This window comes from Acinetobacter sp. ABJ-A23_2 (assembly GCF_044538765.1).
In the GTDB taxonomy this organism is placed as follows: Bacteria; Pseudomonadota; Gammaproteobacteria; order Pseudomonadales; family Moraxellaceae; genus Acinetobacter; species Acinetobacter nosocomialis_A.
Genome location: NZ_JBIUCP010000003.1, coordinates 108,393 through 130,483 on the forward strand (window position 1 = coordinate 108,393; position 22,091 = coordinate 130,483).

General features: G+C 36.3%; 23 protein-coding genes and 1 tRNA gene. 10 read left to right on the plus strand and 14 right to left on the minus strand.

What is annotated here, in order from left to right:
• Nucleotides 1–37: 37 nt before the first annotated feature.
• Nucleotides 38–940, plus strand: coding sequence for a DMT family transporter (locus ACH63V_RS02185; RefSeq protein WP_396462593.1), 903 nt, complete (start codon nt 38–40; stop codon nt 938–940).
• Between the two features lie 32 nt (nt 941–972).
• Here ACH63V_RS02185 and ACH63V_RS02190 read toward each other — a convergent pair whose 3' ends face one another.
• From ACH63V_RS02190 to ACH63V_RS02200, 3 genes are read right to left on the minus strand one after another with little or no spacing between them, the layout of a single operon-like run.
• Complete coding sequence (locus ACH63V_RS02190) at nt 973–1,368, minus strand: DUF4870 family protein (RefSeq protein WP_396462594.1); 396 nt, start codon at nt 1,366–1,368, stop codon at nt 973–975.
• A 36-nt stretch (nt 1,369–1,404) separates the two neighbouring features.
• Nucleotides 1,405–2,034 carry a DUF1294 domain-containing protein gene (locus tag ACH63V_RS02195; RefSeq protein WP_396462595.1) on the minus strand — a complete coding sequence of 210 codons (630 nt, stop codon included), beginning with the start codon at nt 2,032–2,034 and terminating at the stop codon, nt 1,405–1,407.
• An 11-nt stretch (nt 2,035–2,045) separates the two neighbouring features.
• Nucleotides 2,046–2,996, minus strand: a complete 951-nt coding sequence (locus ACH63V_RS02200) for a homoserine kinase (RefSeq protein WP_233930290.1) — start codon at nt 2,994–2,996, stop codon at nt 2,046–2,048.
• A 112-nt stretch (nt 2,997–3,108) separates the two neighbouring features.
• Between ACH63V_RS02200 and hisF the strand changes: the two genes are divergently transcribed.
• Nucleotides 3,109–3,867, plus strand: coding sequence for an imidazole glycerol phosphate synthase subunit HisF (gene hisF, locus ACH63V_RS02205; protein WP_000880078.1), 759 nt, complete (start codon nt 3,109–3,111; stop codon nt 3,865–3,867).
• Between the two features lie 41 nt (nt 3,868–3,908).
• Here hisF and ACH63V_RS02210 read toward each other — a convergent pair whose 3' ends face one another.
• Nucleotides 3,909–4,547 (minus strand): hypothetical protein, encoded by a 639-nt coding sequence (locus tag ACH63V_RS02210; protein WP_233930291.1) that lies wholly within the window; start codon nt 4,545–4,547, stop codon nt 3,909–3,911.
• 109 nt (nt 4,548–4,656) lie between these two features.
• Here ACH63V_RS02210 and ACH63V_RS02215 point away from each other — a divergent pair, with 109 nt between their 5' ends.
• The 3 genes from ACH63V_RS02215 (at nt 4,657) to ACH63V_RS02225 (ending at nt 6,648) form a co-directional block, all read left to right on the plus strand.
• Nucleotides 4,657–5,661, plus strand: coding sequence for an AraC family transcriptional regulator ligand-binding domain-containing protein (locus ACH63V_RS02215; RefSeq protein WP_396462596.1), 1,005 nt, complete (start codon nt 4,657–4,659; stop codon nt 5,659–5,661).
• Between the two features lie 133 nt (nt 5,662–5,794).
• Nucleotides 5,795–6,484 (plus strand): aquaporin Z, encoded by a 690-nt coding sequence (aqpZ, locus tag ACH63V_RS02220; RefSeq protein ID WP_206216714.1) that lies wholly within the window; start codon nt 5,795–5,797, stop codon nt 6,482–6,484.
• Between the two features lie 41 nt (nt 6,485–6,525).
• Nucleotides 6,526–6,648, plus strand: a complete 123-nt coding sequence (locus tag ACH63V_RS02225) for a hypothetical protein (protein WP_253860721.1) — start codon at nt 6,526–6,528, stop codon at nt 6,646–6,648.
• A 52-nt stretch (nt 6,649–6,700) separates the two neighbouring features.
• Here ACH63V_RS02225 and ACH63V_RS02230 read toward each other — a convergent pair whose 3' ends face one another.
• From ACH63V_RS02230 to ACH63V_RS02240, 3 genes are all read right to left on the minus strand, one after another.
• Nucleotides 6,701–6,943, minus strand: coding sequence for a hypothetical protein (locus tag ACH63V_RS02230; RefSeq protein ID WP_000476056.1), 243 nt, complete (start codon nt 6,941–6,943; stop codon nt 6,701–6,703).
• A gap of 45 nt (nt 6,944–6,988) precedes the next feature.
• Complete coding sequence (locus tag ACH63V_RS02235; protein WP_039246060.1) at nt 6,989–7,588, minus strand: LysE family translocator; 600 nt, start codon at nt 7,586–7,588, stop codon at nt 6,989–6,991.
• Nucleotides 7,589–7,682: 94 nt separating this feature from the next.
• A complete protein-coding gene (locus tag ACH63V_RS02240; RefSeq protein ID WP_016803782.1) occupies nt 7,683–8,765 on the minus strand; it encodes a DNA/RNA non-specific endonuclease in 1,083 nt (360 codons plus the stop codon).
• 255 nt (nt 8,766–9,020) lie between these two features.
• Between ACH63V_RS02240 and ACH63V_RS02245 the strand changes: the two genes are divergently transcribed.
• Nucleotides 9,021–9,440 (plus strand): hypothetical protein, encoded by a 420-nt coding sequence (locus tag ACH63V_RS02245; protein ID WP_396462598.1) that lies wholly within the window; start codon nt 9,021–9,023, stop codon nt 9,438–9,440.
• A gap of 56 nt (nt 9,441–9,496) precedes the next feature.
• On the opposite strand, the gene ACH63V_RS02250 is transcribed toward ACH63V_RS02245, so the two are convergent.
• Nucleotides 9,497–11,374 (minus strand): potassium transporter Kup, encoded by a 1,878-nt coding sequence (locus tag ACH63V_RS02250; RefSeq protein WP_396462599.1) that lies wholly within the window; start codon nt 11,372–11,374, stop codon nt 9,497–9,499.
• 117 nt (nt 11,375–11,491) lie between these two features.
• On the opposite strand from ACH63V_RS02250, the gene ACH63V_RS02255 reads away from it, so the two are divergent.
• Nucleotides 11,492–11,581 (plus strand) — tRNA-Ser (locus ACH63V_RS02255).
• Nucleotides 11,582–12,146: 565 nt separating this feature from the next.
• Here ACH63V_RS02255 and ACH63V_RS02260 read toward each other — a convergent pair.
• The 4 genes from ACH63V_RS02260 to ACH63V_RS02275 all read right to left on the minus strand — a co-directional run bounded on the left by ACH63V_RS02260 (nt 12,147) and on the right by ACH63V_RS02275 (nt 18,887).
• The gene (locus tag ACH63V_RS02260) at nt 12,147–14,777 is read right to left on the minus strand and encodes a DEAD/DEAH box helicase family protein (protein WP_396462600.1); all 2,631 of its coding nucleotides are present in this window, start codon (nt 14,775–14,777) and stop codon (nt 12,147–12,149) included.
• A complete protein-coding gene (locus ACH63V_RS02265) occupies nt 14,777–16,795 on the minus strand; it encodes a DNA methyltransferase (RefSeq protein WP_396462601.1) in 2,019 nt (672 codons plus the stop codon). The genes ACH63V_RS02260 and ACH63V_RS02265 overlap by 1 nt, the downstream gene beginning before the upstream one ends.
• A 410-nt stretch (nt 16,796–17,205) precedes the next feature.
• On the minus strand, nt 17,206–18,156 hold the full coding sequence (locus tag ACH63V_RS02270; RefSeq protein ID WP_396462602.1) for an AbaSI family restriction endonuclease: 951 nt from the start codon (nt 18,154–18,156) through the stop codon (nt 17,206–17,208).
• Nucleotides 18,157–18,329: 173 nt separating this feature from the next.
• Nucleotides 18,330–18,887: an NAD(P)H-dependent oxidoreductase gene (locus tag ACH63V_RS02275; protein WP_396462603.1), complete on the minus strand. Its 558-nt coding sequence runs from the start codon at nt 18,885–18,887 to the stop codon at nt 18,330–18,332.
• A gap of 116 nt (nt 18,888–19,003) precedes the next feature.
• On the opposite strand from ACH63V_RS02275, the gene ACH63V_RS02280 reads away from it, so the two are divergent.
• The 3 genes from ACH63V_RS02280 (at nt 19,004) to ACH63V_RS02290 (ending at nt 20,037) form a co-directional block, all read left to right on the plus strand.
• A complete protein-coding gene (locus ACH63V_RS02280; protein ID WP_396462604.1) occupies nt 19,004–19,339 on the plus strand; it encodes a winged helix-turn-helix transcriptional regulator in 336 nt (111 codons plus the stop codon).
• A gap of 27 nt (nt 19,340–19,366) precedes the next feature.
• Nucleotides 19,367–19,585, plus strand: coding sequence for a DUF6500 family protein (locus ACH63V_RS02285; RefSeq protein WP_311069906.1), 219 nt, complete (start codon nt 19,367–19,369; stop codon nt 19,583–19,585).
• A gap of 77 nt (nt 19,586–19,662) precedes the next feature.
• Nucleotides 19,663–20,037 carry a hypothetical protein gene (locus ACH63V_RS02290; RefSeq protein ID WP_396462605.1) on the plus strand — a complete coding sequence of 125 codons (375 nt, stop codon included), beginning with the start codon at nt 19,663–19,665 and terminating at the stop codon, nt 20,035–20,037.
• A gap of 40 nt (nt 20,038–20,077) precedes the next feature.
• Here ACH63V_RS02290 and ACH63V_RS02295 read toward each other — a convergent pair whose 3' ends face one another.
• Nucleotides 20,078–20,449, minus strand: a complete 372-nt coding sequence (locus tag ACH63V_RS02295) for a hypothetical protein (protein ID WP_396462606.1) — start codon at nt 20,447–20,449, stop codon at nt 20,078–20,080.
• 226 nt (nt 20,450–20,675) lie between these two features.
• A partial coding sequence (locus tag ACH63V_RS02300; RefSeq protein WP_396462607.1) for a hypothetical protein occupies nt 20,676–22,091 on the minus strand: 1,416 nt, incomplete at its 5' end.

The window sequence follows — 22,091 nt, forward strand, 5'->3', positions numbered from 1 at the left end:
TGTGCAGTATATTGCACAATTCTTTCTAAATTTGAGTATGTCACCAATTTCTTTGAGTTCAAGCAAAGCCCCTCAGTTAGCACTCGTTTTGATTACTATGATTTGGGGCGGAACATTTCTTACAGTGCAATATGCACTGAATTTTACATCGCCTATGTTTTTTGTAGGCTGCCGCTTTGCTGTAGCAGCACTAACGTTATTACTTATTTCATTCAAGAGTATGAAAGGCGTTACGTTAAAAGACTTAGGTGCTGGCACTGCAATTGGTGTAGTGATTGTAGGCGGTTATGGAACTCAAACGATTGGCCTGCAAACTATTCCGAGTAGTGAGTCGGCTTTTTTAACAGCGCTTTATGTTCCGCTTGTTCCTATTTTAATGTGGCTCATCTTTAGAAAGACACCACATGTCATGACTTGGGTAGGAGCAGCTTTGGCTTTTGCTGGTCTCGTTTTATTGACAGGTAATGGTTTTGAGCAAATTTCATTAAGTTTTGGGCAACTTTTAACAGTACTTGGCTCAGTTGCGATTGCTTTGGAAATTATTTTTATTAGTTACTTTGCTGGAAAGGTAAATTTGCGCCGGGTGACCATTATTCAACTTGCTGTCGCGTCTCTACTTTCGTTTGCCGTTATGCCTGTGGTGGGCGAGCATACGATTCCAGCATTTTCATGGCCGCTTGTACTTACAGCTGTTACATTAGGTTTAGCAAGCGCACTGATTCAATTTGTGATGAACTGGGCTCAACGTATGGTTGATCCTTCACGTGCTGCGATTATTTATGCAGGAGAGCCTGTTTGGGCAGGGATTATTGGCCGAATCGCAGGTGAGCGTTTACCACTGATTGCCCTTTTCGGCGGTGCTTTAGTGGTGTTAGGTGTATTAGTCAGTGAGTTAAAACTTAAGTTGCCCATTAAAAAAACTAAAAGAATTCGAGAATAAAAAAAGAGAGCTTAAGCTCTCTTTTTTATTGATTAAGGCTGATACATCGGACGATTATCATTTAACGCAACCAAACCGCGAATTGCACGATATACAATCCAGATCCATGCCGCTGTAATCACGCCCACACAGAATACGGTCGATGAGATCGCAACACCTGCAAATAAATCGGTATTTTCACCTGTAAAGAACAAGAAAATAAACGGTAAAAAGGCAATAATATTCCAAGCGAGATACCACCAGAATGTTCTGATTTGCCATGTAAAGTGGCTCGCAAAAATTGAACCTTGTACATCGGAACGTTTTACGTAGTTAATAATTAGAGCAATAATCGCAAGTAAGCCGCCTGTAAAAATGGCAACAATATAAAGTACATATAAAATAAGTGTTAAAGTACGATTTGGATCTTGGTCGATAGAACTATTCATTTTTATACCTCTCAAGTTTAATAAAACAATTTACTTTTATAAGCCCCGCAGAACATTTAAGGGAGAAATTAGCCACAAAATCAAAAGTAAATGAAAGAATATGGTACAAAAATAAATCTTACGGAATGGTTGTTTTTGTGTTTTATGTCTCAGTTTTTGTTGTGCCCACCATGCAGCAGGCCAGCCGCCTAAAAAGCTCACAATATGTAAAGTCTGTTCAGGAATACGGCGATTGCCTAGTTGTGCGGCCTCTTTATCTTGTGAATATAGCCAATAACTTAAGACATTCATCATTAAGATAAACAATAAGGTATAAGCTGGCAGAACATGGATAAAGCTCATAATGCCCATTAAAACAAAATAAAATACGATGCCCATTTGCATGGCAGACCATGGTTTTGCCTGAAATGAAGATTCTGTTTTTGCTGACTTTGAAGCTTTACGCGTTTGTGATGCTTTTAAATAGGTGACCTGCTGGGCACGGAAGCGACCTCGCTCATCTAAAATGACCAAATACTCTAGTGCACAACCAATAATTGGCCGAGGTCCGGGGCGTGCAAAATCTTTGATATGCAAAAAGACTCGCTCTTTTTCAGCATCATCCGGCTGAATAAAGCCATAACCTTTTTCGTCGAACCATTCGACTAAACGCCCCTGATCTCGCATCTTTATTCCTTTTATGCTTTTACATGACTTAAACGGTCTTGCATCATTGCTCGCATTTCTTGCGGGTCTTTTTGCAAAATGTCGTCGCCAGTACGTCCTTCTTCTTTATTTTTTTGAGCAACTTGCAAACGCATTGACCAAAAACGGCATGCTGCCATTGCCAAGAATACATCTAAACACTCAAGTTCATCTGAAGTAAGCACACGAACCTTTTGGTATGCCGCTAAGTAAGCTGCCACTTTGTCTGAGTTTAAATGTGGTGCTGGATATTCGGTACAAAAATCATTGATGGTAATCGCAATATCAAACAGCAACTCATCTTGATTTAACTCGTAAAAATCTAAAATACCTTGTAATTGCTCACCTTCAAACAACGTATTGTCGCGGAACAAGTCTGAATGAATAAAACCTGTTGGTCGGTTTGAATACTGCGCTGTTTTAGCATTAAACACTTGATAGACCTGCTCAAGTAAAGCTTGGTCATCTTGAGTCATATTCGGCTTAAGCTGCTCTGCAACGCCTGTCCAGTATTGATGATCGCGTCTATATTCACGTTCAAGCGGAAAGTCTTGTAAAGCCACATGCAGTTTCGCCTGTGCGTCTGCAATTGCGGCAACTTGCGCTACTGTCGTTTGCATGGGATGGTCACCCATGAGACGTGGTGCAATCTGTGCAGGCTTTTCTGCAATCACGTGAACCGCTTGTCCGCTGTGTTTTAACGGCACAGCAACGGGTACATCATGAGTGCCTAATTGTTCAAGTACAGGAATAAGTTCGCCTGCGCCTTGTGCATCTAACTCTTCAAACACGGTAAGTACATACTGTTTGCGGTTTACATCAACCAAAAAATAATTGGTGTTTTGAATACCTCCCTGAATTGGGTTCAGCTCCAACACCTCTAATCCATAAGGTGCAGCAAAGGTGCGAACTTCATCTAAACTCAACGGGGTATAAACCGACATGGAAAACCTGCAAAAAACATCTGTGAAGTTTGATAGAATACCTCTTCCCTCCATGAAGGTGTAGCGCCTGTGTAGGAACTTTCACCAACGGCGATTATTTTTGGAAAAAGCTATGCTTGCTAAACGTATTATTCCTTGCCTAGACGTTGATAACGGACGCGTAGTTAAAGGCGTTCAATTCCTCGATATTCGTGATGCTGGCGACCCTGTTGAAGTGGCACGTCGCTATAACGAACAAGGTGCAGATGAAATTACTTTCTTAGACATTACCGCTACACATCATGGACGTGATACCACTTACCGTACTGTTGAACGTATGGCCGAGACTGTATTTGTGCCATTAACTGTTGGTGGTGGGGTACGTAAGGTTGAAGATATTCGTGCGTTATTAAATGCAGGTGCAGATAAAGTGAGTATTAACTCGGCTGCCGTATTTAATCCGGAATTTGTTCAAGAAGCTTCTCAGCACTTTGGCGCGCAATGTATTGTGGTTGCGATTGATGCCAAAAAAACTGGTGACAACAAATGGGAAATCTTTACTCACGGTGGCCGTAAACCAACGGGTATTGATGCCATTGAATGGGCTGTAAAAATGGCTGACTATGGTGCGGGCGAATTACTTATTACCAGTATGGATGCCGATGGTACTAAAGCAGGTTACGATATTGCGTTAATGCGTGCTATTAATGACCGCGTGACCATTCCAACGATTGCTTCAGGCGGTGTAGGTAACTTACAACATCTTGCAGATGGTATTTTACAAGGTGGTGCCGATGCAGTCTTGGCGGCAAGTATTTTCCACTTTGGTCAATATACGATTCCAGAGGCTAAACAATATTTAGCTGAACAAGGCATCGAAATGCGCTTGTAAGCTTATTGATATTTAAAGGGGCAATATGCCCCTTTAATTTTTTATGCAGCACCATCAACCACATTGATGTCACTAACGAGTTGAGGCTTTTCTTTTTTCTCGACCCATTTTGCAGGAAAGATTTTTTCTACTGCTTGAGATAATGGTCTAGCCAACACAGCTGGCAAGCGAACACCCAAAGGATTTTGTTCTTTTAAATCTGCCGAAGACACCACCCGTGTTCCCATCACATAATCAAACCAAGGCTTAGTCACACACCAATTGGCGTCTTGATTAGAGTTCATATGGTGATCGTAATGCCACGGAATTTTACGCTTTGCCCAGTCAGGCTCTAAATGTGCACGGCGATGAATATAATAATAATTACCAGCACTGTACCAAGCCGCGAGTGCCATACCTTTTGAAAACGGGTAAAACATTGCACTTGAGACGGTTGCCACTACAGCAAGAGAAATTAACTCATTTTTAGTTCGCCAGTTGCCAACGCCTTCCACATAGCAATCATCATGAAATTGCTGTTTACGAACTTCACGATGATGTGCCCAATGTGACTCCATGCTCTTTGGCACTGGGCTATAGCGCGGTTGTCCAGCACGGTGCACACCATGCAAAATATATTTGTGTGCCACCCATTCAAATGCATTTGCAACCGCAATTCCTGCAATAAACCCTTTTAACATCGCCTTACTCCTTTTTCTTTTTATTGAGCATATAAAATTCGTTATGCTAGGTATTGACCAGAATTTATGGTTTCATTGACAAATCACGACAAGAAAGAGGTGGTCACGGATGCCACAACTAAAAAATTATACAGGCTCGGTGTATGGAGGACTGGGACATCTATTAAAAGCTTATTGTGAAGCCAATCAGTTAGCTATTCCTGAACAATTAGAGCAAATTCAAAATCTAGAACGCTTTGACTATGTGGTTTGGCGTGACTTGTTAGAAGTCATTTATAAACTCGACCCCAAGCCGGGATTAGGCCTAGAAATTGCCAAATATGTGCAACCCAAACACTTAGGCATTATTGCTTATCTCGCGCTCTCTTGCGATAACCTAGGTGAAGCCTTAATTCGCTATCATGACTTTCACCGTCTGATTTATGACGGTAGCCCATTAGTGGTTGAGCTATATGAAGAATATGCTTCTATTCGCTGGGAGGCGACTGAACTACACCCTACTCAGCTTACTGATGAAATCGCGATTGCACTGGTGATTCAATTCTTACGTCTTTTTATGTCTCATGAAGATGTACATGTACATGAAGTCCGTTTTTTAAATGCTGCTCCTAAAAATATCAGGGTTTATGAACAATACTTTCAATGCCCTGTTCGTTTTAGCCAGCCGCGTACAGAGTTGCTTATTCCAATTACCGAAATTCATAAACCGCTTAGCAGCGCTGACCACACTCTACAACAGTTATTGGTTCAGCAAGCCCAAGCACTGTTAGAACAATTACCAAATTCGACTCAACTCGATCAGCGCTTACAGCACTCCATTTTAACTGGCTTACAAAAGAATCAGTACCAAATTGAATATATTGCGGCTCAATTAGGCCTATCGGTTCGCCAACTCCAACGTCATTTACAACAACAAAACACCACCTTTCAGGAGCGTGTACAGCAAGTGCGCTTTATGCTGGCAACCGAGTATTTAAAAGACCCGCATTTAAGCTTACAAGAGATTGCACTTTTACTTTGTTACTCGGAACAAAGTGCTTTTCAAAGAGCATTTAAACATTGGACCAATCAAACACCCCAACAATGGCGAGTTCAATTTTTAGACAAAGAATAACCAACCAAAACTTACAAATCTTTTCTTGATTAAAACAACACTGAAAACAAAAATTTCATATAGTCACATGCTTAATTTTTTTGTGACATATTTCACATTAATTAAAAAATAGATCAATAGATGAGTAATCACAATGAATAAATATTTTGCTGAATTCTTAGGTACGTTTTGGCTAGTCTTTGGTGGTTGTGGTAGCGCAGTGTTAGCCGCAGCTTTCCCTGAACTTGGTATTGGCTTTGCAGGTGTAGCCCTTGCCTTTGGTTTAACCGTACTCACTGGTGCTTATGCTCTCGGGCATATCTCTGGTGGCCATTTTAACCCCGCGGTCAGTGTCGGTCTTTGGGTCGGCGGCCGTTTCGATATTAAAGATTTAATTCCTTATATTGTTGCACAAGTGGTTGGTGCAACTGCTGCTGCATTTGTTCTCTATATTATCGCTCAAGGTCAAGCTGGCTTTACTGGTGTGGGCGGTTTTGCGTCAAATGGTTTTGGTGATTTATCGCCAAATAAATTTGGTCTAGGTTCTGCTTTTATTATTGAAGTGGTACTTACTGCGTTCTTCTTAATCATTATTTTAGGATCAACACATGGTCGTGCACCTGCTGGTTTTGCACCTATTGCGATTGGTCTTGCATTAACGCTTATTCACTTAATCAGTATTCCTGTTACAAACACTTCTGTGAACCCTGCACGTAGTACAGGTGTTGCATTCTTTGCTCAAACTGGTGCTTTAAGTCAATTGTGGTTGTTCTGGGTAGCGCCGATTTTAGGTGCTGTGATTGGTGCGATTATTTATAAGGTAGTTGCTGGAGACAAAGATTAACTTTTCTTAGACTCAATCTACTATCGCGGTGGGTGACATGGATGTCACCTGTTGAGCAGGGGTACACGGAAGTGCCCTCTGCTCAACAAAGCCTTTTGCTTACTTTTGGGCTTTCAAAAGTAAGAAATGTCTATACAAACTCACTAACACCTAACGTAGTATGAAAGACTGTATGGCAACATGACTATGCTAAACATCACACATAAAATGTATAAATTATAAAAACGGATTATTCACTTCTTGTTCAGCTGGACGTTCAATTTTCTCAGGCAACTCTTCTTTTTCTAAAGCCGCAACAACATCATTTAAAAAGCTCTGCAATGCCTTTGCCTGCTCTAAGCCGACTTTGTCTTTAGTAATTTGCAAATTGCCATAAATGCTCACGCAATCGACATCATTTTCTAATGTTAAATCTTCAATTGAAGAAGACTCTGTACCCTTTTCAAATGGCTTAAACATAAGTGTGGTCTCGTTGTTATATCTTCACAGTGTAATACGATCAATTTAAAAAAAATCAATCAAAATTAAAAGTGCCGATAAAATTAAAAAAGCGCCCATCAAGATATTAAAATATTTCAAACGGTTGCCCTGATTGAGCACCACTGAAAATTTATCACCACAAAATCCCCAAAAGAACAAACACACATAACAGGTGAAAAAATAAATAACGATAAAGACCGGCAACGCCTGCGGATTTTCAATACTGGTAAACATGGTAATACCCGATACACAGGCTAACCATGCTTTAGGGTTCAGCCACTGTAATAAGAACCCATCTTTAAAATTGGGGATAATCATCTGCTCTACAGGAACACTGGAAATAGAAATATTTGCAGCAGAAAGAATAATTTTAATCCCGATATAGCAAACAAATAGCGTTCCACAAACTGCAAGAATTTTTAAGACAACTGGAAATTGAGTTAATACACTTTGCAGGCCAAATGCCATAAAAATCAAAAGCAAAGTAAAGCCAATGGTGGCGCCTGAAATATAGGGAAGTGATCTTTTTAAACCGTGATTTAAGCTGGTCGATAAAATAACGGTATTGACGGGACCTGGGGTAATGGACATGGCAAAAGAAAAAAGAAACATCGAGGCAAACATTGTTATTGTCCTTATTTGAATAAGATGAACAGACAGATCTGTATATTCATCTTATTGTATTGAATAAGAACTGCGCAATACTGCCCACAAATGCTTATTTAATGATTTGCAAGAAATAGTTCACTAAGGCTTCTACCAATTGTTTCACAATGGCTTTTCTAGTTTCTTCATCAATACTTGGAACTTTTGATTCCATAGGTTCAGAAGAAGTACTTTTCTGCTTTTTAAACTGGTCTTGTAATGCGTGAATCTGATCTGTACTTAAGTCTCGTTCACACTGGCTTTCTCCGTCCCAGTGTAAATAATCTAGCTTCTGGTTTGGCTTAACTTGGCTAGATGTTAAAGGCAGACGATAGACATTACGTTTTTGTTGTTCGGTGAGTTGAGGGAATAGGTTAATTCCCAACTTTTCTTCTAAATAACACACACTCACGACCTTAACCTGCTGCGAGTTGTTATTTGGTGCGTAGTAAGCGCCAATTGCGCCAGTTTTAGGATAATAAACAGCTTTATACACTGCACTTGGAACGAGCACACCACGACCAATCGTTTTGAGTCGTTGACCTTCAAATATTGGTCCTGTGACGATATAAGCATCTTGCTTTTGCTTAGTAACCACAGCGCGCGTAGCATCTTCAAGCTTACGCCAAACTTCCTGATTATTTTTAGGTGCCTGCGGAACCATATTACTGAGCGAGAAGCTATCGTACTGCGAGTCCTTAGTCGGCATATCACCATTTGGTGACATGTGCCCGCGGTCATAGCCTGAGCCACGATAATCGCTTAACAGTGAACGGTGACGCTCAGGAACGCGAGTTTCTTCGTGGAAATTATCTTCACGCTTAATTTTAGTACTTAAACGTTCTGGACTTAGATATTCAGCTGACCATAACGGCGTTTTAGACATACCCGAGTACAAAACATTGAAGCCATTAAAGCACAACGGATAACTGTCTTTTTTTAAGCTGTCTTTATTTAAAGCAGGTGGAATTTCGCGATAAAACTGGTTGAGACAAGTCGAGTTGGTACTTAAAGGCGAAAACCACTGTGAAATTTTTTCACCACCAAAAGCGAAGGCAAAGCTTCCTGCTGCCACTCCGGCAAGTACAATTTTGCCAAAATGCTCACTTAAAGAAAAATCACCGAAGATGCCTGAACTACTTTTTTTACTAGCCATGTTTCTATCAATACCACTGTCCATATGCAGCTTAACAATCCTGCTTTTTTAAGTATATCGCTTATCTTTCAAATGGTTAAAACATGGTCATCTTTTTTGTAACTCCATTTCTTGTTCGGTAACAGTTTGTTGGCATTGTGAGGAACTTTCACTATTGAATTGGGTTAATTGCGTATCTTTCATTGAAAAGCCCTCATGCCTTATGACATGGTTAGCTCCACAAATTTGGATAAAAATATAAACGGAGTCCATTTAATGATCCATTCAAAGATTATTGGTATTGGCGTAATTGCTGGACTGTGCAGTATGGCAGCCCTAGCTGAACCTGCTGTTCAACCAGGTGAAACTTTAGAAAGTTTGTCTAAAGTAAAAGTCACTACAACCGTCAATGGGCAACCTGGCTCTATTAGTGATTTAGTGAATAGTGGGAAAGTACAACCTGTTTCTGCTCCGCCAACAGGTGCAGCCCCTACTGGTGCCCCTATTCCAGCTGATGTACCTCCTGCTCCTCCTGCAGATGCACCACCAGCGCCTCCTGCGGGCGGTGAAATGGCTGCTCCAGCGCCACAAGACCCAAATACACCACCGCCACCAGCTGACCCAAATCAGTCAGCAGACCCAATGGCAAAAGAGGGTGCATTGCCAGCAGATGCACCGATGTCACAAGCTCAATAATCAGAGCCATAAAAAAACCAAGACTTATGTCTTGGTTTTTTTATTACATCAAATTTTTATATTTCGATTTGACTACCTAACTCCACCACACGATTGGTTGGAATTTGGTAGAAGTCGCTCACCGGACTGGTGTTACGCTGCATCGAAATAAACAGCTTCTCTCTCCACGGCGACATACCATCACCCACCGAGTGAACAATACGGTCACGCGAAATAAAGAAGCTGATATGCATTAAGTCATATTCAAGACCTAACTGCTCATAAGCTTGCATAAGCGCTTTTGGCACATTCATTTCATCTTTAAAGCCGTAGAAAATTTTAATACGGTAGAAATGTTCAGCTAAAGCTTCTGTCGTAATACGCTCTTCTGGTGCAACGAATGGCACATCTTCAATCACCACAGTTACCAAGATATTACGCTGATGCAATACTTTGTTGTGCTTAATGTTATGTAGCATGGCATGTGGCACAACGTTTGGTGTACCTGTCATAAACACGGCATCACCCGGCACCCAGTGCACGCTATTGCCAATACTTTTCACAAACAAATCTAAAGCTAAAGTGTCATGTTCAAGTTTGGCAAAAGTAAGCTCACGACCACGTTTCCATGTCATTAAGATGGTGACTGCAATACCACCAATGAGTAACGGCACCCAACCACCTGACAACACTTTAAGTGAAGTTGCTGCAACTAAAACCGACTCTAAAATGAAGAATGGAATAATCAGTAACACCACTTTTGGCCAGCTCCATTTCCACGCTGAGTAGATAAAGATTGCAACCAAAATCGTGTCACATAGCATGGTTAAGGTCACTGCTAAACCATAAGCACTTGCCAAGTTTGAGCTGGTTTTGAAAATCAGAATTAAGATAATAATTGCGATTAAAAGTAACCAGTTTAAGAACGGTACATAGATCTGACCTTCTTCAGACTCAGAGGTATGTTTAATACTTAAACGTGGTAAATAACCCAATTGAATCGCTTGGCGAGCAAGAGAAAACACCCCAGAAATTACGGCTTGAGAGGCAATCACTGTTGCCATAGTCGCCATAATAATCATTGGGTAAAGTGCCCACTGTGGAACCAGTAAATAGAATGGGTTTTCAATTGCCGCAGGGTCACGAAGTAACAATGCGCCCTGTCCTGCATAGTTTAAAACTAAGCATGGCAACACCACAAAGAACCACGCAAGACGAATCGGAACTGGTCCAAAATGTCCCATGTCAGCATAAAGTGCTTCACCACCCGTCACGGTTAACACCACAGCACCCATCACAAAAAAGGTCATGACTGGATGATGGTAGATAAACTGGATCGCCCAATGCGGACTAAACATGCCGAGTACAATCGGTGTTTGAATAACGCTGTGAAGGCCTAATGCGCCTAACGAGATAAACCACACAAGCGTAATAGGACCAAAGAACTTCCCTACAAAGGCCGTACCATGTTTTTGCACTAAAAATAGCGTGATGATAATGGCAATTGCAATTGGCATAATGAACGGGTCAAAAACGTTGGTTGCAATAGACAACCCTTCGACCGCGGACAATACCGAAATGGCCGGGGTAATAATACCGTCACCAAAGAACAGTGATGCCCCAATAAAGCCAATGGCAATCATGTAGATTTTTTTATTGTCGGCAATTTTTGCTTTACGCAAATTCAATGCGAGTAAGGCCATAATACCGCCTTCGCCATTGTTGTCTGCACGCATGACAATTGCGACATACTTGATGCTGATGATCAGCATTAAGCACCAAAAAATAATGGATAAAATTCCTAATACGTTTTCAGGCTGAATTCCCAAACCATGGGCAGTATGGAAGGACTCTTTCAAGGCATAGAGCGGACTCGTTCCGATGTCTCCAAAGACCACTCCAAGAGCTGCCAAAGCCGTGGCAGGCAAGGTCGCTTTTTTGGCCGTATTTTGCATTGTGTAATTAAACCAATAGATTTTTAGCGCAATCTTATCACCTCTATTATTTTTTTTCTGTAATGCTCGTCTTAAATCTTGGCAGAACCTGATTTTTTAGTTACTATCGCACGCCTTGGTGAGGTGTCCGAGTGGCTGAAGGAGCACGCCTGGAAAGTGTGTATACGTTTGCGCGTATCGAGGGTTCGAATCCCTCTCTCACCGCCAGAATTCAAATTTAAAGAAGCTTAAACTTAATCGGTTTAGGCTTTTTTATTGACGGTAGTACTACGATAAAACCCTACACTACACCGTTATAATTATAATTCTTTTTCCAAAAAACTAATTTTTATACCAACAGCCAATAGAAAACTAGCCAATCGTAGATCTAATAATATAGCAGTTCTATTTTCAAACTTATGCAATTCTTAAAAGGATGAAAAAATAAGTTAAGGACTGTATACATTAGTAATTTTTTATAATAGAAGTGAAAAAGAATAACTACCTATTTTGAACTTATCTTTTACTAATACTAACTTAAATTTTGATACAGTAAGCTAGGATAAATATTGTTTAAGTCAAAAAATCTGCATTAATTTTAATATAGAGATTCTTAGAAAATTGACTATGCAGAGTAAATGTAAAAATTAGAAGTTTTTTAGATGCCATCCTAAACATTATTAACTAAATATAAAGTTTCGGCTGAGAAGAATTTAGTCCGAATTTTAACTGACAGACAAAAAAGCAATAGGGTGTCTATCAGTTAAAAATAGGACTAGGGAACTAGTAAAAATTAAATTAACAGAGACTGTGCTTCTAATTGTTCACCATCGAATAACTTATCTGCAAAATCCTGAATAAATTCTTGTCGTCTAGTATCGGCAAAGAATTTAATTCCAACCAAACGAACATTGTCATCAGTATCAATGATAATCAAACTAGGATCATTGATTGCAGCTAATATACCTTCTTTCCAAGCATCTTGGATTAGACGATCATCACCTTTTGGCTCTAAAAAAACTTGATAGTAAACATCTGTTTCAGCTTTATCTCTCATCAACATGATGAAATCAGGCATAAACCCCCTTACCCCATTAAACTCTGTTAATTTAAAACGTGTGGTTTTTTCATCATTACGAATGACATAAATATCATCATATTTACCACGAAGTTTCTCCATAAACATATCTAAAAGTTTAATCAGTCGATGCTCCAGCTGATTTAGAATAGCTTTATCATAAACATACCAAGTTTTACCCGTTGTTGCTTCTGATGTGATGCGCTGATTGGCCATCATATTCGGATCGACATGAACACTATAATCTGTAATGACGTCTTTTAACGGCTTACTAATAAAACGATACGTTCCTCTATATTTCTGATAGTTACGACGAATATTTTCGGCAATACGCGTTAAAACAATTTCAATAAGCTGTAATTTTTCATGTGGTGGAAGATCGCTTAGATTGAGCGTATTTGGTAAATTCACATTGACTGTCAATCCACCTAAGTATCTTGAATCAGTTAAAAACTCATTGATACTAAGAAGCTCTGGGAAATAATGTTTTAGATTCGCAAACTCAAAAAAACTAATCTTCTGTATAGCCTTAAACCAATAACGAAGGTCAAGCTCTAAAGTTTTTGTGTGTAGACTTGTATTTGAGCTTGCTGCTAAGTTATCTAAACCAACTTCATTAGCCGTTTTATATGAAATCTCATACTGCTTTTCTAGTGAGTATGATGTCCATGAACGCTCATATGCAGAAATTTCTTCAACTTCATTAAAGAATAATTGTCCAAATTTATAAAAGTCCGAGTTTGTAAATGCAGATTTAAGCTTAGCGTGTTCAACTACACCGTTACCATCAGTATCCGCAATAATATCTGCTTGTTCTAACGAAGTATGCAAGGTTTTAATATACGCAGGATCATTGATCGTATGATAATGAAGTTGCTCTAGTACACTAAGATCACTATTACTTAAATCAAAACGTCGAGTAAAACTTTTTTCACCATTTAACACGAATGGATAGTATCTCGCTCCACGTCCAATTAACTGGGCTTCACTATCTGTTCCTGATTTTGTAGATGATGCACTTTCACTAATTCTGACAATATCGTAAAGGTTTAATACGTCCCAACCTTCATTAACCTTTGCAACGGCAAAAACTAAACGTATTGGATTATCAGGTTCCTCCAATGTATTTAAAAGGACTGGATACTCTTCCAAAATATCTGACTTATTTACATTAAGAATATTCAACTCATTAAAATCTTCTTGAATACCCTCAACAATTTCAACCAGATTTTCAGTAAAATAATGAGAAATCACCCGATTCCAAATACTACTGGATGAGGTAATTTGGTTTTGCTTATTCGCTAAATGTGTTTTAACTTTTTGTGGAGTTAAGTCGCTAATAATTTGAGTGAATTGCTCTTGTTTGGCTTTAGATATTGCAATCTTATTCGATTTAAACAGAATAATCGGCTTAAAGTCCTGAATACCATGTTTTACTGCCACTAATTTGCGATATTGACTTAATAAAACAGCATCCAGCATCTTTTCATCATCATGCTGATTAGCCTCTAAGAGCATGACTTTTTTAGAGAAACCATCCGTCATAAACTTTTTCAAGTCATACTGATAAGCAATTTTATCTTTATACTTTTGGTAAATTTCTCGATTATCTAAATTGATCGTAGCAGTGAACTCTAACAAACGATTTTTATCTTGTAGAGCAAGAATATTTTCAATCGTCCGTTCCCACGTTAATTCTTCATACTCAGTAGAGGTTTTAGACTTACCTTTTGCTTTAGTTTCAGCATTAAAGTGATGTGCTTCATCCCCCAATAGCACAATAGGAATCTCAGCAAGATCATCATAAGTAATGCTGTTTTCTTTATAGCTATTCAACTCATCATGAATTTTATGAATTGTAGATAACTTTAAGTAAATTGTATTTTTACTCGGCTGTCTTGGAAATATATCCACAGCTTCAATATAAATACGCTCACCCTCTATTTCTAAAGGCTGAGTGAATAGATATTTAGATGACAAAGCATTTAACAAGTTTTCTTTAGTTTTTTGGATGATCGCATCAGTGTGTACAAAGAATATAAAATTTTGATAGCCATACTCTTTAAACATATAAAGAATAGCACCTGCCATGACCATCGTTTTACCTGAACCAGTTGCCATATTGAATAGCAAATGCTTATAGTCCTTATCTGCAATATCTTGTTTAAACTGCGAATAATGAAAATAACGTAACGCTTCTTCTTGATAAGGGCGTAAGGTGTCTTTGAGATTAGTCTTTAGATATTCAGGTAACTGATAATTTAAACTGAATAATCCTGGTTCATCAAACTTTTTAAGCTGATCAGCAAGCAAATTTAGAGATGTAATCAAAGGTGACCTTGCCATTATTCACCACCTTGATAAAAGCTATTTGTAAAGGCTTTGTTACTCTCAGAAATTGAAAGGTTCTTATCTTCTATTTCTGAAAAATTCACATATAGCTGATTTTTATCAAGAAGCTCAACTAGAAGTGTTTTTTGCTGAGATAATTCAAGATCATTAAATGAAACAAAATGGCTAACTCCATCAATTTCATATTGATTATTTAAAACTTTCTCCAAGTCAATTTGATAGTTTAAATGTGCTTTTTCCTTCATCTCCTCAAATAATTGAATCAAATCTTCATTCTTTTCTGCTTGTTTAATTTTATGGATAAATACGTAGTTTAATTCCATTAATTCCGTATAAACAAAACTACCACCACCTTTCCAATTCACAATTTTTGAGATACCACTTTGATCACCTTCCAGAACTTTTTGCATTCTTTTTAAGGAATCATTTTCTTTATATTTTAACTGCTCAATTCCTATATATTTTCGTTTGAGTTTATGAGCAGTTGCAGTTGTTGTGCCACTCCCTAAGTGAAAATCCATTACAAGATCTCCCTCATTAGTACTCATCTCTATAATTCTTCGAAGAAGTTTTTCAGGTTTTTTACCCCCTTTCAATTGAACCCCACCTTCACTAGCTATGCCCTCATAAGAAATATCAGTCCAAATATTTGATAACTGAATAACAGGTGTTTTAACATTATCAACAACTCTAACCTTTTTGTTATAGAAGGCTATTTCCTTTCCATTTAAAACATAAACATCATAAAAGTTTTCTCTTTCAAATTTGAAAATTTTATTTGGTGTTGATTTTGAAATATTTCTTAGATTAACTAAAAAGCTGCCTGCCTTATCACCAATCTCAGTATATCTAAATACTTGTTTTTCGAATTCAATCGCATAATCACCGACCTTTTTAAAGAATACTTCAGCCCCTAAAGACTTGATAGCTTCTTTAGCATTTTTATAATTCATTTTTTCAGCAATAAAATCGTGAAAGTTTACTATTTCCCATTCTTCATAATGATCATCTATATTAGGGATAAAAAGCTTATAATTTTCGTCATAGTCACATGAAATATATTGTTTATTATACAACCACTTAGACTTATTCTTAGCAAAGGATAGAATATATTCAGCTGTCTCAAAAACTCCAGGATTTACACTACCAAAACCTGATGGTGACTTAGTTCTAACTGTAATTTTATTAATAAAATTGTTTTGATCTGTATTAAAAATTTCTTTCATTAAACAATGTAATTCTGCCACACCATCATCACTAATTTGTACGAAAATAGCGCCATCTTCAGCTAGTAAATCTTTAGCTAAATTTAGGCGATTTTTCATAAAAGTTAGCCAAGTGCTCAACTTAAAGTTTGAGTTATATAAAAAAGTATCTTCTTTCTTTTTTTTAGAAAAATAATATGGTGGATCAATATAAATTAATTTCACTTTCCCCTTATAAACATCTAAAATGGAGGAAAGGGCGATTAAATTATTTCCTCTAATAATCAAATTATCATCATTAAATTGAGTTACCTCTTCTTCAATACCGTCTGATGTATATCGCTTTGTATTCGTAAAAACTTTAGGTGAAAATAAGCGATCAATCTCATCTCGTGCAATTATTTCATTATAATAAATTTCATCTTTTTCTTGATCTTCTTTAGTCATTCCACCTTCAAGAACACAATCTTTGAAAGGAAAATCCAAAACAACATCAGAACTATAATCTATATATTTATCTTCGCTCGTTAAGCCTACTTTATTGCGATATTTAGTAAAGCTATCAGCCCAATATTCTTTATATTTAAGAAGGCTTATCAATTTATCAAAGTCAAAAATTAGGACACCATCAATATTTGTACTGTATATTGTTTTTATCTTTTCATTATTGATCAGAGCCTTGATCACATTGGCTTCTTTTTTTTGAATTGCGTCAATAACAAGTGAACGTTGTAAATTTTCACCATTCCAAAAGTTTGGAAATTGCTTAAGAATTTCTTTAAGCATCTTAATCAAAGCCGTATCCATGAAGAACTCCACACAAGAACCCAATATCATTCGATTAAAGGTATTCAAAATTAATAATTTTTAATGAAGAAGCCTCTTTTACCCCTTCAAAATTTTCTACATTCTACTGCATGAAATACAACTTATTTCATTTCGATAGTCAAAAATTCAAATTTCAGGTTATCTATGAAAAATCACTATTATTAGGATTGCAAAGAATTGAACTTTCAATACCTATCAGAATTATCTTTGACAGTACAAATAGAGTTGCATTTACACCTATGAATCTATATACCTAAAAAATTCATATATTTATATATTAAACTTAACTGTTTCTCCTACTACCAGAATTCAAAAAAGACCTAATCGTTCTGATTTCGGTCTTTTTTATTTTTGTTAATTTGAATTGTCAAAAGGTCCTACATTTTTAATTAGGCTTTCTTAAAAGGATATGTTTTGACTGAGTTTGATATTCTCTTCCAAACCACCCCCTCTTTTAAATCCGCTTTTTGAAACTTATACAAACCCATAAAACGGTACATAGCTCGACTATTCAAATTATCTTTAACCCTTGCAAAGACAATTCTTTTCTGTGGACCATTTTTCCACTCTTCTATTTTTTTAAGAGTAACAGTTTCATCTGTCGACTTTTCAGTAATCGTTAAGCCATCAGGCGATATAGTATTAATCCAATCCTTATTTTCATAAAGTCTAGGAAACCAAATTAAGGTATCTTCTTGATACGGATGAATGGCCCCTCCTCTCTGATAATTTTTATAGTTATAACCAAAGCAATTACAAACATCTTTTGTTGTTTTTAATATTACATTGTCAGCTAGGCTGATGCGTCCTAAATCAATATAAGTTTGAGGGTTATATTCTGTTTCTATATTCCATTCTTTAAAAGTAGAAGCTTCTACCAGCTTATTCTTTGCAATCTTTATTTCTTCTATGATTTTATCGATTTGTTGATGAATACTCTCTAAATTTTGAGGCTCACCTTCCTGATTTTTAAAAACATTTACCCGAAAAATTTTATGTCCAGTAATACTAATAATATCTTCCTCTCTCATAGCGTCACTTTCTGTTTGAGAGAAACTATAAAAAGGCTCATCTATTTGGTTGAGTGAATACTCCATTTTACTATTTCTTAAAAAGTGATGTCCTTCATCAACTTCAATATGAATACCAAGTTGAGGAAAATATAAATCAGTTAAAGCAATTTTCTTATTTGATAATCTAACAAACTGTTGAGTGACAAATTTTAGAGTAAAGTCATTAAGTACGTGAATAATTCGACTAACCACATATGCTTCATAACGTTTATTTTTAGTACGTCCTAATTGTCGAATGACATAATCCGTTAAATCTGAACTAAACATGACTGAATTTTAATAATTTATAAGTGATGCTGTAATTTTACTCCTCTAAAGTGTAATTGTCGCTTAATTACAAAAAGCAAATAGTATTTAAATCATAAAGATACAGTGCATTTAAATTATTATTTATAAGGAAAAGCCCAAACTCTCAAGTTCAGGCCTTCCTACCTTAAAACCTACTCAGACAACGCTAATAACTTCTGAACATATTCAATCGCATTATTTTCTATGTCTTGATGAGTCGGAACCTCTTCATCTTCTGAAGGGTTTGTGTCTAGACCATAAAATGCATGAAGCGGTTGATAGTCCGCCCCAACATATAAGGCAGTGAGCTGAAAAGAACTAAAAACTTGGTCCAACGTAAGTTTATATTCACCCTGCTCTGAATAAATATGTTCTTGACCACCCGCAGATACAGCCAGCATAAACTTCTTATTTTTAACTTTGTCACCTGTTGAACCATACGCCCATCCATAGGTTAAAACTTCATCAAGCCATTGCTTCAAAAGTGGTGGACAGTTAAACCAATACACTGGAAATTGAAATACTAAATTTTCATGTTCTTCTACCAGTGCTTGCTCTTTGGCAACATCAATCACCCCATCTGGGTAGGCTTGATAAATTTGGTGAACCGTAAATTGGTCTGGGTGTTTTTCTAATTCCTCTACCCATCTTTTATTTACAACTGACTGGTCTATGTGGGGATGAGTAATAATGACTAATGTCTTTTTCATTATGAAAACACTCTTATCGGAAAGTAGATAAATCGATTATAGAAGTGTACTTTCCTAAATATAAGTACGGTAATTTATGTTATATACTATACTAAAAGATAGTGTAGATTTTAAAAATGGATGAATGCGTACCATCAAATACCTCATTAGAAGATACGGGTTTTGGCTACACCCTTTCTTTGATTAATGGCAAATATAAAATGATTATTATGTATTGGCTGTATGAAAAAAATGTCATGCGTTTTAATGAGATGCAACGCTGCATTGGTAATATTTCGTTTAGAACACTCAGCAATACACTTAAAGAATTGGAAAGAGATGGACTGATTACCCGTAAGAAATATCCTCAAATTCCGCCAAAAGTTGAGTATCGACTTTCAGAAAAAGGGCAATCTTTAATTCCTTTGTTAGATATGATGTGCCAATGGGGCGAGCAAAATAAGCCGTCTTAGTTTTATAGACTTGAAGTGATACTAAATATGAGAAATGAATTAAGAGAAATTTTTGTTAAGGGATGCGACGATAAAATTGAAAAGAAGGGAGACAATGTCGGTCTATCTTTTTATGCGTTTTTTAAAAATAAGAACGATAACCCTGAGTTACTGATGGAAGCAGCGCATTGGTGGATTATGGAGCATAAGCTGGATCACTTTGAGAAGGCAGTTAAGATTAAACAGATGGTTTTGAGTGAACAATAAAGGTTAGAGGAAAAGACTATTCAGAAAGAAGATAGACTTTCATTTCTATACCAGAGATAAAGTGAGAAAGGATAAAAATGTTTATAGGTGCTTTATCTAGTTTTCTTGAAAAATTAGCCTCAGAAAAAGATTTAGATGAATGGTATTTATCTACTTTCATTGATGAGAATATTTATTCGCTATTACCAGCAGAAGCTTTTGAATTTTCTTCACATGTTATAAAGCTTATTAAAAATGACGCTCAACCAGACTATACATATGAACTACTAACAATTTTATTAGCACTCCAACATCAGTCTGGCACAACTCAGGTGCCTGAAATTCTAAAAAATAGTCCTAATTTTTTTGATGAAACTATTAAAAAGAATCCTGAAATATATATTCTAAATTTAGCTCATGAGTTGGCTCAAAATTATCTAATAAAAATTAAGACAGTAAAATTTTGCTCTTAAAAATTCATAAATTAAAAAACGGGCTTGAACCCGTTTTATTTTAATCATCAAAGTTTGCCCAGACATCATAGATCATATGTTTATTATTAAATTCAAATAGTAAACAAACAAGCAGCCTATATTTATCAATTTTTAATGCTTCATTCACTGCATCTTCTACTGCATCATAGACCTTCGCTAGATCAGGAATTTTTACATACACTCTATTAATAACGGTTTCAGTCTCGTCAACTTTACCGACGAATTCATCCTTATCATACAAATGAATAACATAACCTAAAAATTCTGCTGTATTCGGCAACCCTAGACGAAGTTTGGCCTCGTCTATTGTAACCCTCTCCCCATCTAGTTTAGTTTGATCCGCTTGTGCTATTCGTTCTTCTAAAGAACCTCTTTGTTTAGCCTGCCCCAATTTACATTCCCCTATTAATAAATTGTAGATATAGCCTCTTCCGCATATTTTGGAAAATGCTCAACTCCATCTATAACTTTAGCTTTATATTGAAGTTTATTTTGAAAGAACTGTAGCTTAACTTTGAATTTATCAAAATTCATATCAAGTTTTAACTAAAGTCTCTGTAACTCACCATTCATATGATAAAAAACCAATTAATTTTCAATTTGGTATACCACTAACTTTAATCTTCAATTTTTGGAAAAAGTCCATATCGCCCTGTATTAGACTTAGAAAAATAAATTGTAAATGGTTGATTTATAATATCTTCAGGTGGATCATTATTTTCAATAATAATTACTTGTCTATCAGTCAAGTTTTTCAAATACTCATAAAACTTTTCATCCACTCCATTTGATAAAAGAGCTTCATCATCTGAGTCAGGCTCGCGATAAGCTAATAATGGTGAATCTAATATTATAAAACCAGGATGAGGTAATTCTTCATCTTTACAATATTCAAGTAATCCAACCGTAAAAGCAGCATGTGTAATAGAACGCATACCTTTACCACGGCTTTCTCGTGGCTTATCTCCAATATTTAAATCCTTTAAATTATCATCATAAGTAACATTCTCATTATTGATAACTCCCCAATCTCTTAGAATATTTTTTACCTTTTTAGCAAATTGATCTGTTTTATCTATCTCTTGGATAAGTTCCAGATCAGAAGCCCCCTCCTCATTATGCTTTTCACCCATTTTTATTTTTTTCTGATTCAGGGTATGAATTTGTTCTAAAAGATAAAGAGATTCATTTAAAGAAATTTTTATAGAAAGTGCCTGTGAATATTCTTCCATTGTCTCAACTTTAATAGAATTATTAAGATTTAATTCTTCTTCAATTTTTAGAATTCCTTCATCTACAATATGAACATACTCACTAATTTCTAATGACTCATCAGCTAAAGCCTTTATTGCTTTATCTAAATCATCTTTCAAATTACTTATTTTTAAATATTCAGCATGTGATGCTCTATGGATATCTAGATATAATTCATCAGATTTATTATCTAATTTCTTTGAATGTTCACCTCCACATAATGGACAATCTACGTCATCAAAACTTGTTATAAACATGCTTGCTTCTGATAATGCTTCTAGTCTAACAAGATCAGAAACATAATGTTTTTTTAATAATTCAAATCTATTTATTAAGTCTGAAATTTCTGATTTTCTTTCCTCAATTTCAATTTTTCTTAACTTTATTTTATTTAACTCATTGGCACGTTCATTAAATTCCCCTTCTTTAATTATTACCTTTTGTTTTAGCCTTACAATTGTTTCATTAAGTTTTTCGAGTTGATCTCTTAACTCTTTTTCTTCTGGAACATCATTATCAAATTTTTTGAATAAATCTTCTAAAAGCTCATCTAGAAGCTGAATTTTAGCCTTATCAATTGACTTTGTTTTTTCTTTTTTTGGATTGTTTTCTAAATATGAATTATCTATTCCAGTCAAAAGAAGATTAAAAAGTGAAATTTCTGGAGTCTTAGACATTGGAATGCCAGAAAATATAGGAGAAATTTCTTTTTGTATCATTTGTTCATCAATAATTGTAAGATGACTTAAATTTCTGAAACTAAGAGATATACCCTGACC

Coding starts and splice junctions, on each gene's coding strand:
- ACH63V_RS02265 (WP_396462601.1), bottom strand. CDS start 16,795: ATGGATACGGCTTTGATTAAGATGCTTAAAGAAATTCTTAAGCAATTT.
- ACH63V_RS02260 (WP_396462600.1), bottom strand. CDS start 14,777: ATGGCAAGGTCACCTTTGATTACATCTCTAAATTTGCTTGCTGATCAG.
- hisF (WP_000880078.1), top strand. CDS start 3,109: ATGCTTGCTAAACGTATTATTCCTTGCCTAGACGTTGATAACGGACGC.
- ACH63V_RS02240 (WP_016803782.1), bottom strand. CDS start 8,765: ATGGCTAGTAAAAAAAGTAGTTCAGGCATCTTCGGTGATTTTTCTTTA.
- ACH63V_RS02275 (WP_396462603.1), bottom strand. CDS start 18,887: ATGAAAAAGACATTAGTCATTATTACTCATCCCCACATAGACCAGTCA.
- ACH63V_RS02215 (WP_396462596.1), top strand. CDS start 4,657: ATGCCACAACTAAAAAATTATACAGGCTCGGTGTATGGAGGACTGGGA.
- ACH63V_RS02290 (WP_396462605.1), top strand. CDS start 19,663: ATGTTTATAGGTGCTTTATCTAGTTTTCTTGAAAAATTAGCCTCAGAA.
- ACH63V_RS02195 (WP_396462595.1), bottom strand. CDS start 2,034: ATGCGAGATCAGGGGCGTTTAGTCGAATGGTTCGACGAAAAAGGTTAT.
- ACH63V_RS02185 (WP_396462593.1), top strand. CDS start 38: ATGTCACCAATTTCTTTGAGTTCAAGCAAAGCCCCTCAGTTAGCACTC.
- aqpZ (WP_206216714.1), top strand. CDS start 5,795: ATGAATAAATATTTTGCTGAATTCTTAGGTACGTTTTGGCTAGTCTTT.
- ACH63V_RS02250 (WP_396462599.1), bottom strand. CDS start 11,374: ATGCAAAATACGGCCAAAAAAGCGACCTTGCCTGCCACGGCTTTGGCA.
- ACH63V_RS02210 (WP_233930291.1), bottom strand. CDS start 4,547: ATGTTAAAAGGGTTTATTGCAGGAATTGCGGTTGCAAATGCATTTGAA.
- ACH63V_RS02230 (WP_000476056.1), bottom strand. CDS start 6,943: ATGTTTAAGCCATTTGAAAAGGGTACAGAGTCTTCTTCAATTGAAGAT.
- ACH63V_RS02270 (WP_396462602.1), bottom strand. CDS start 18,156: ATGTTTAGTTCAGATTTAACGGATTATGTCATTCGACAATTAGGACGT.
- ACH63V_RS02225 (WP_253860721.1), top strand. CDS start 6,526: ATGTCACCTGTTGAGCAGGGGTACACGGAAGTGCCCTCTGCTCAACAA.
- ACH63V_RS02235 (WP_039246060.1), bottom strand. CDS start 7,588: ATGTTTGCCTCGATGTTTCTTTTTTCTTTTGCCATGTCCATTACCCCA.
- ACH63V_RS02200 (WP_233930290.1), bottom strand. CDS start 2,996: ATGTCGGTTTATACCCCGTTGAGTTTAGATGAAGTTCGCACCTTTGCT.
- ACH63V_RS02285 (WP_311069906.1), top strand. CDS start 19,367: ATGAGAAATGAATTAAGAGAAATTTTTGTTAAGGGATGCGACGATAAA.
- ACH63V_RS02280 (WP_396462604.1), top strand. CDS start 19,004: ATGGATGAATGCGTACCATCAAATACCTCATTAGAAGATACGGGTTTT.
- ACH63V_RS02190 (WP_396462594.1), bottom strand. CDS start 1,368: ATGAATAGTTCTATCGACCAAGATCCAAATCGTACTTTAACACTTATT.
- ACH63V_RS02245 (WP_396462598.1), top strand. CDS start 9,021: ATGATCCATTCAAAGATTATTGGTATTGGCGTAATTGCTGGACTGTGC.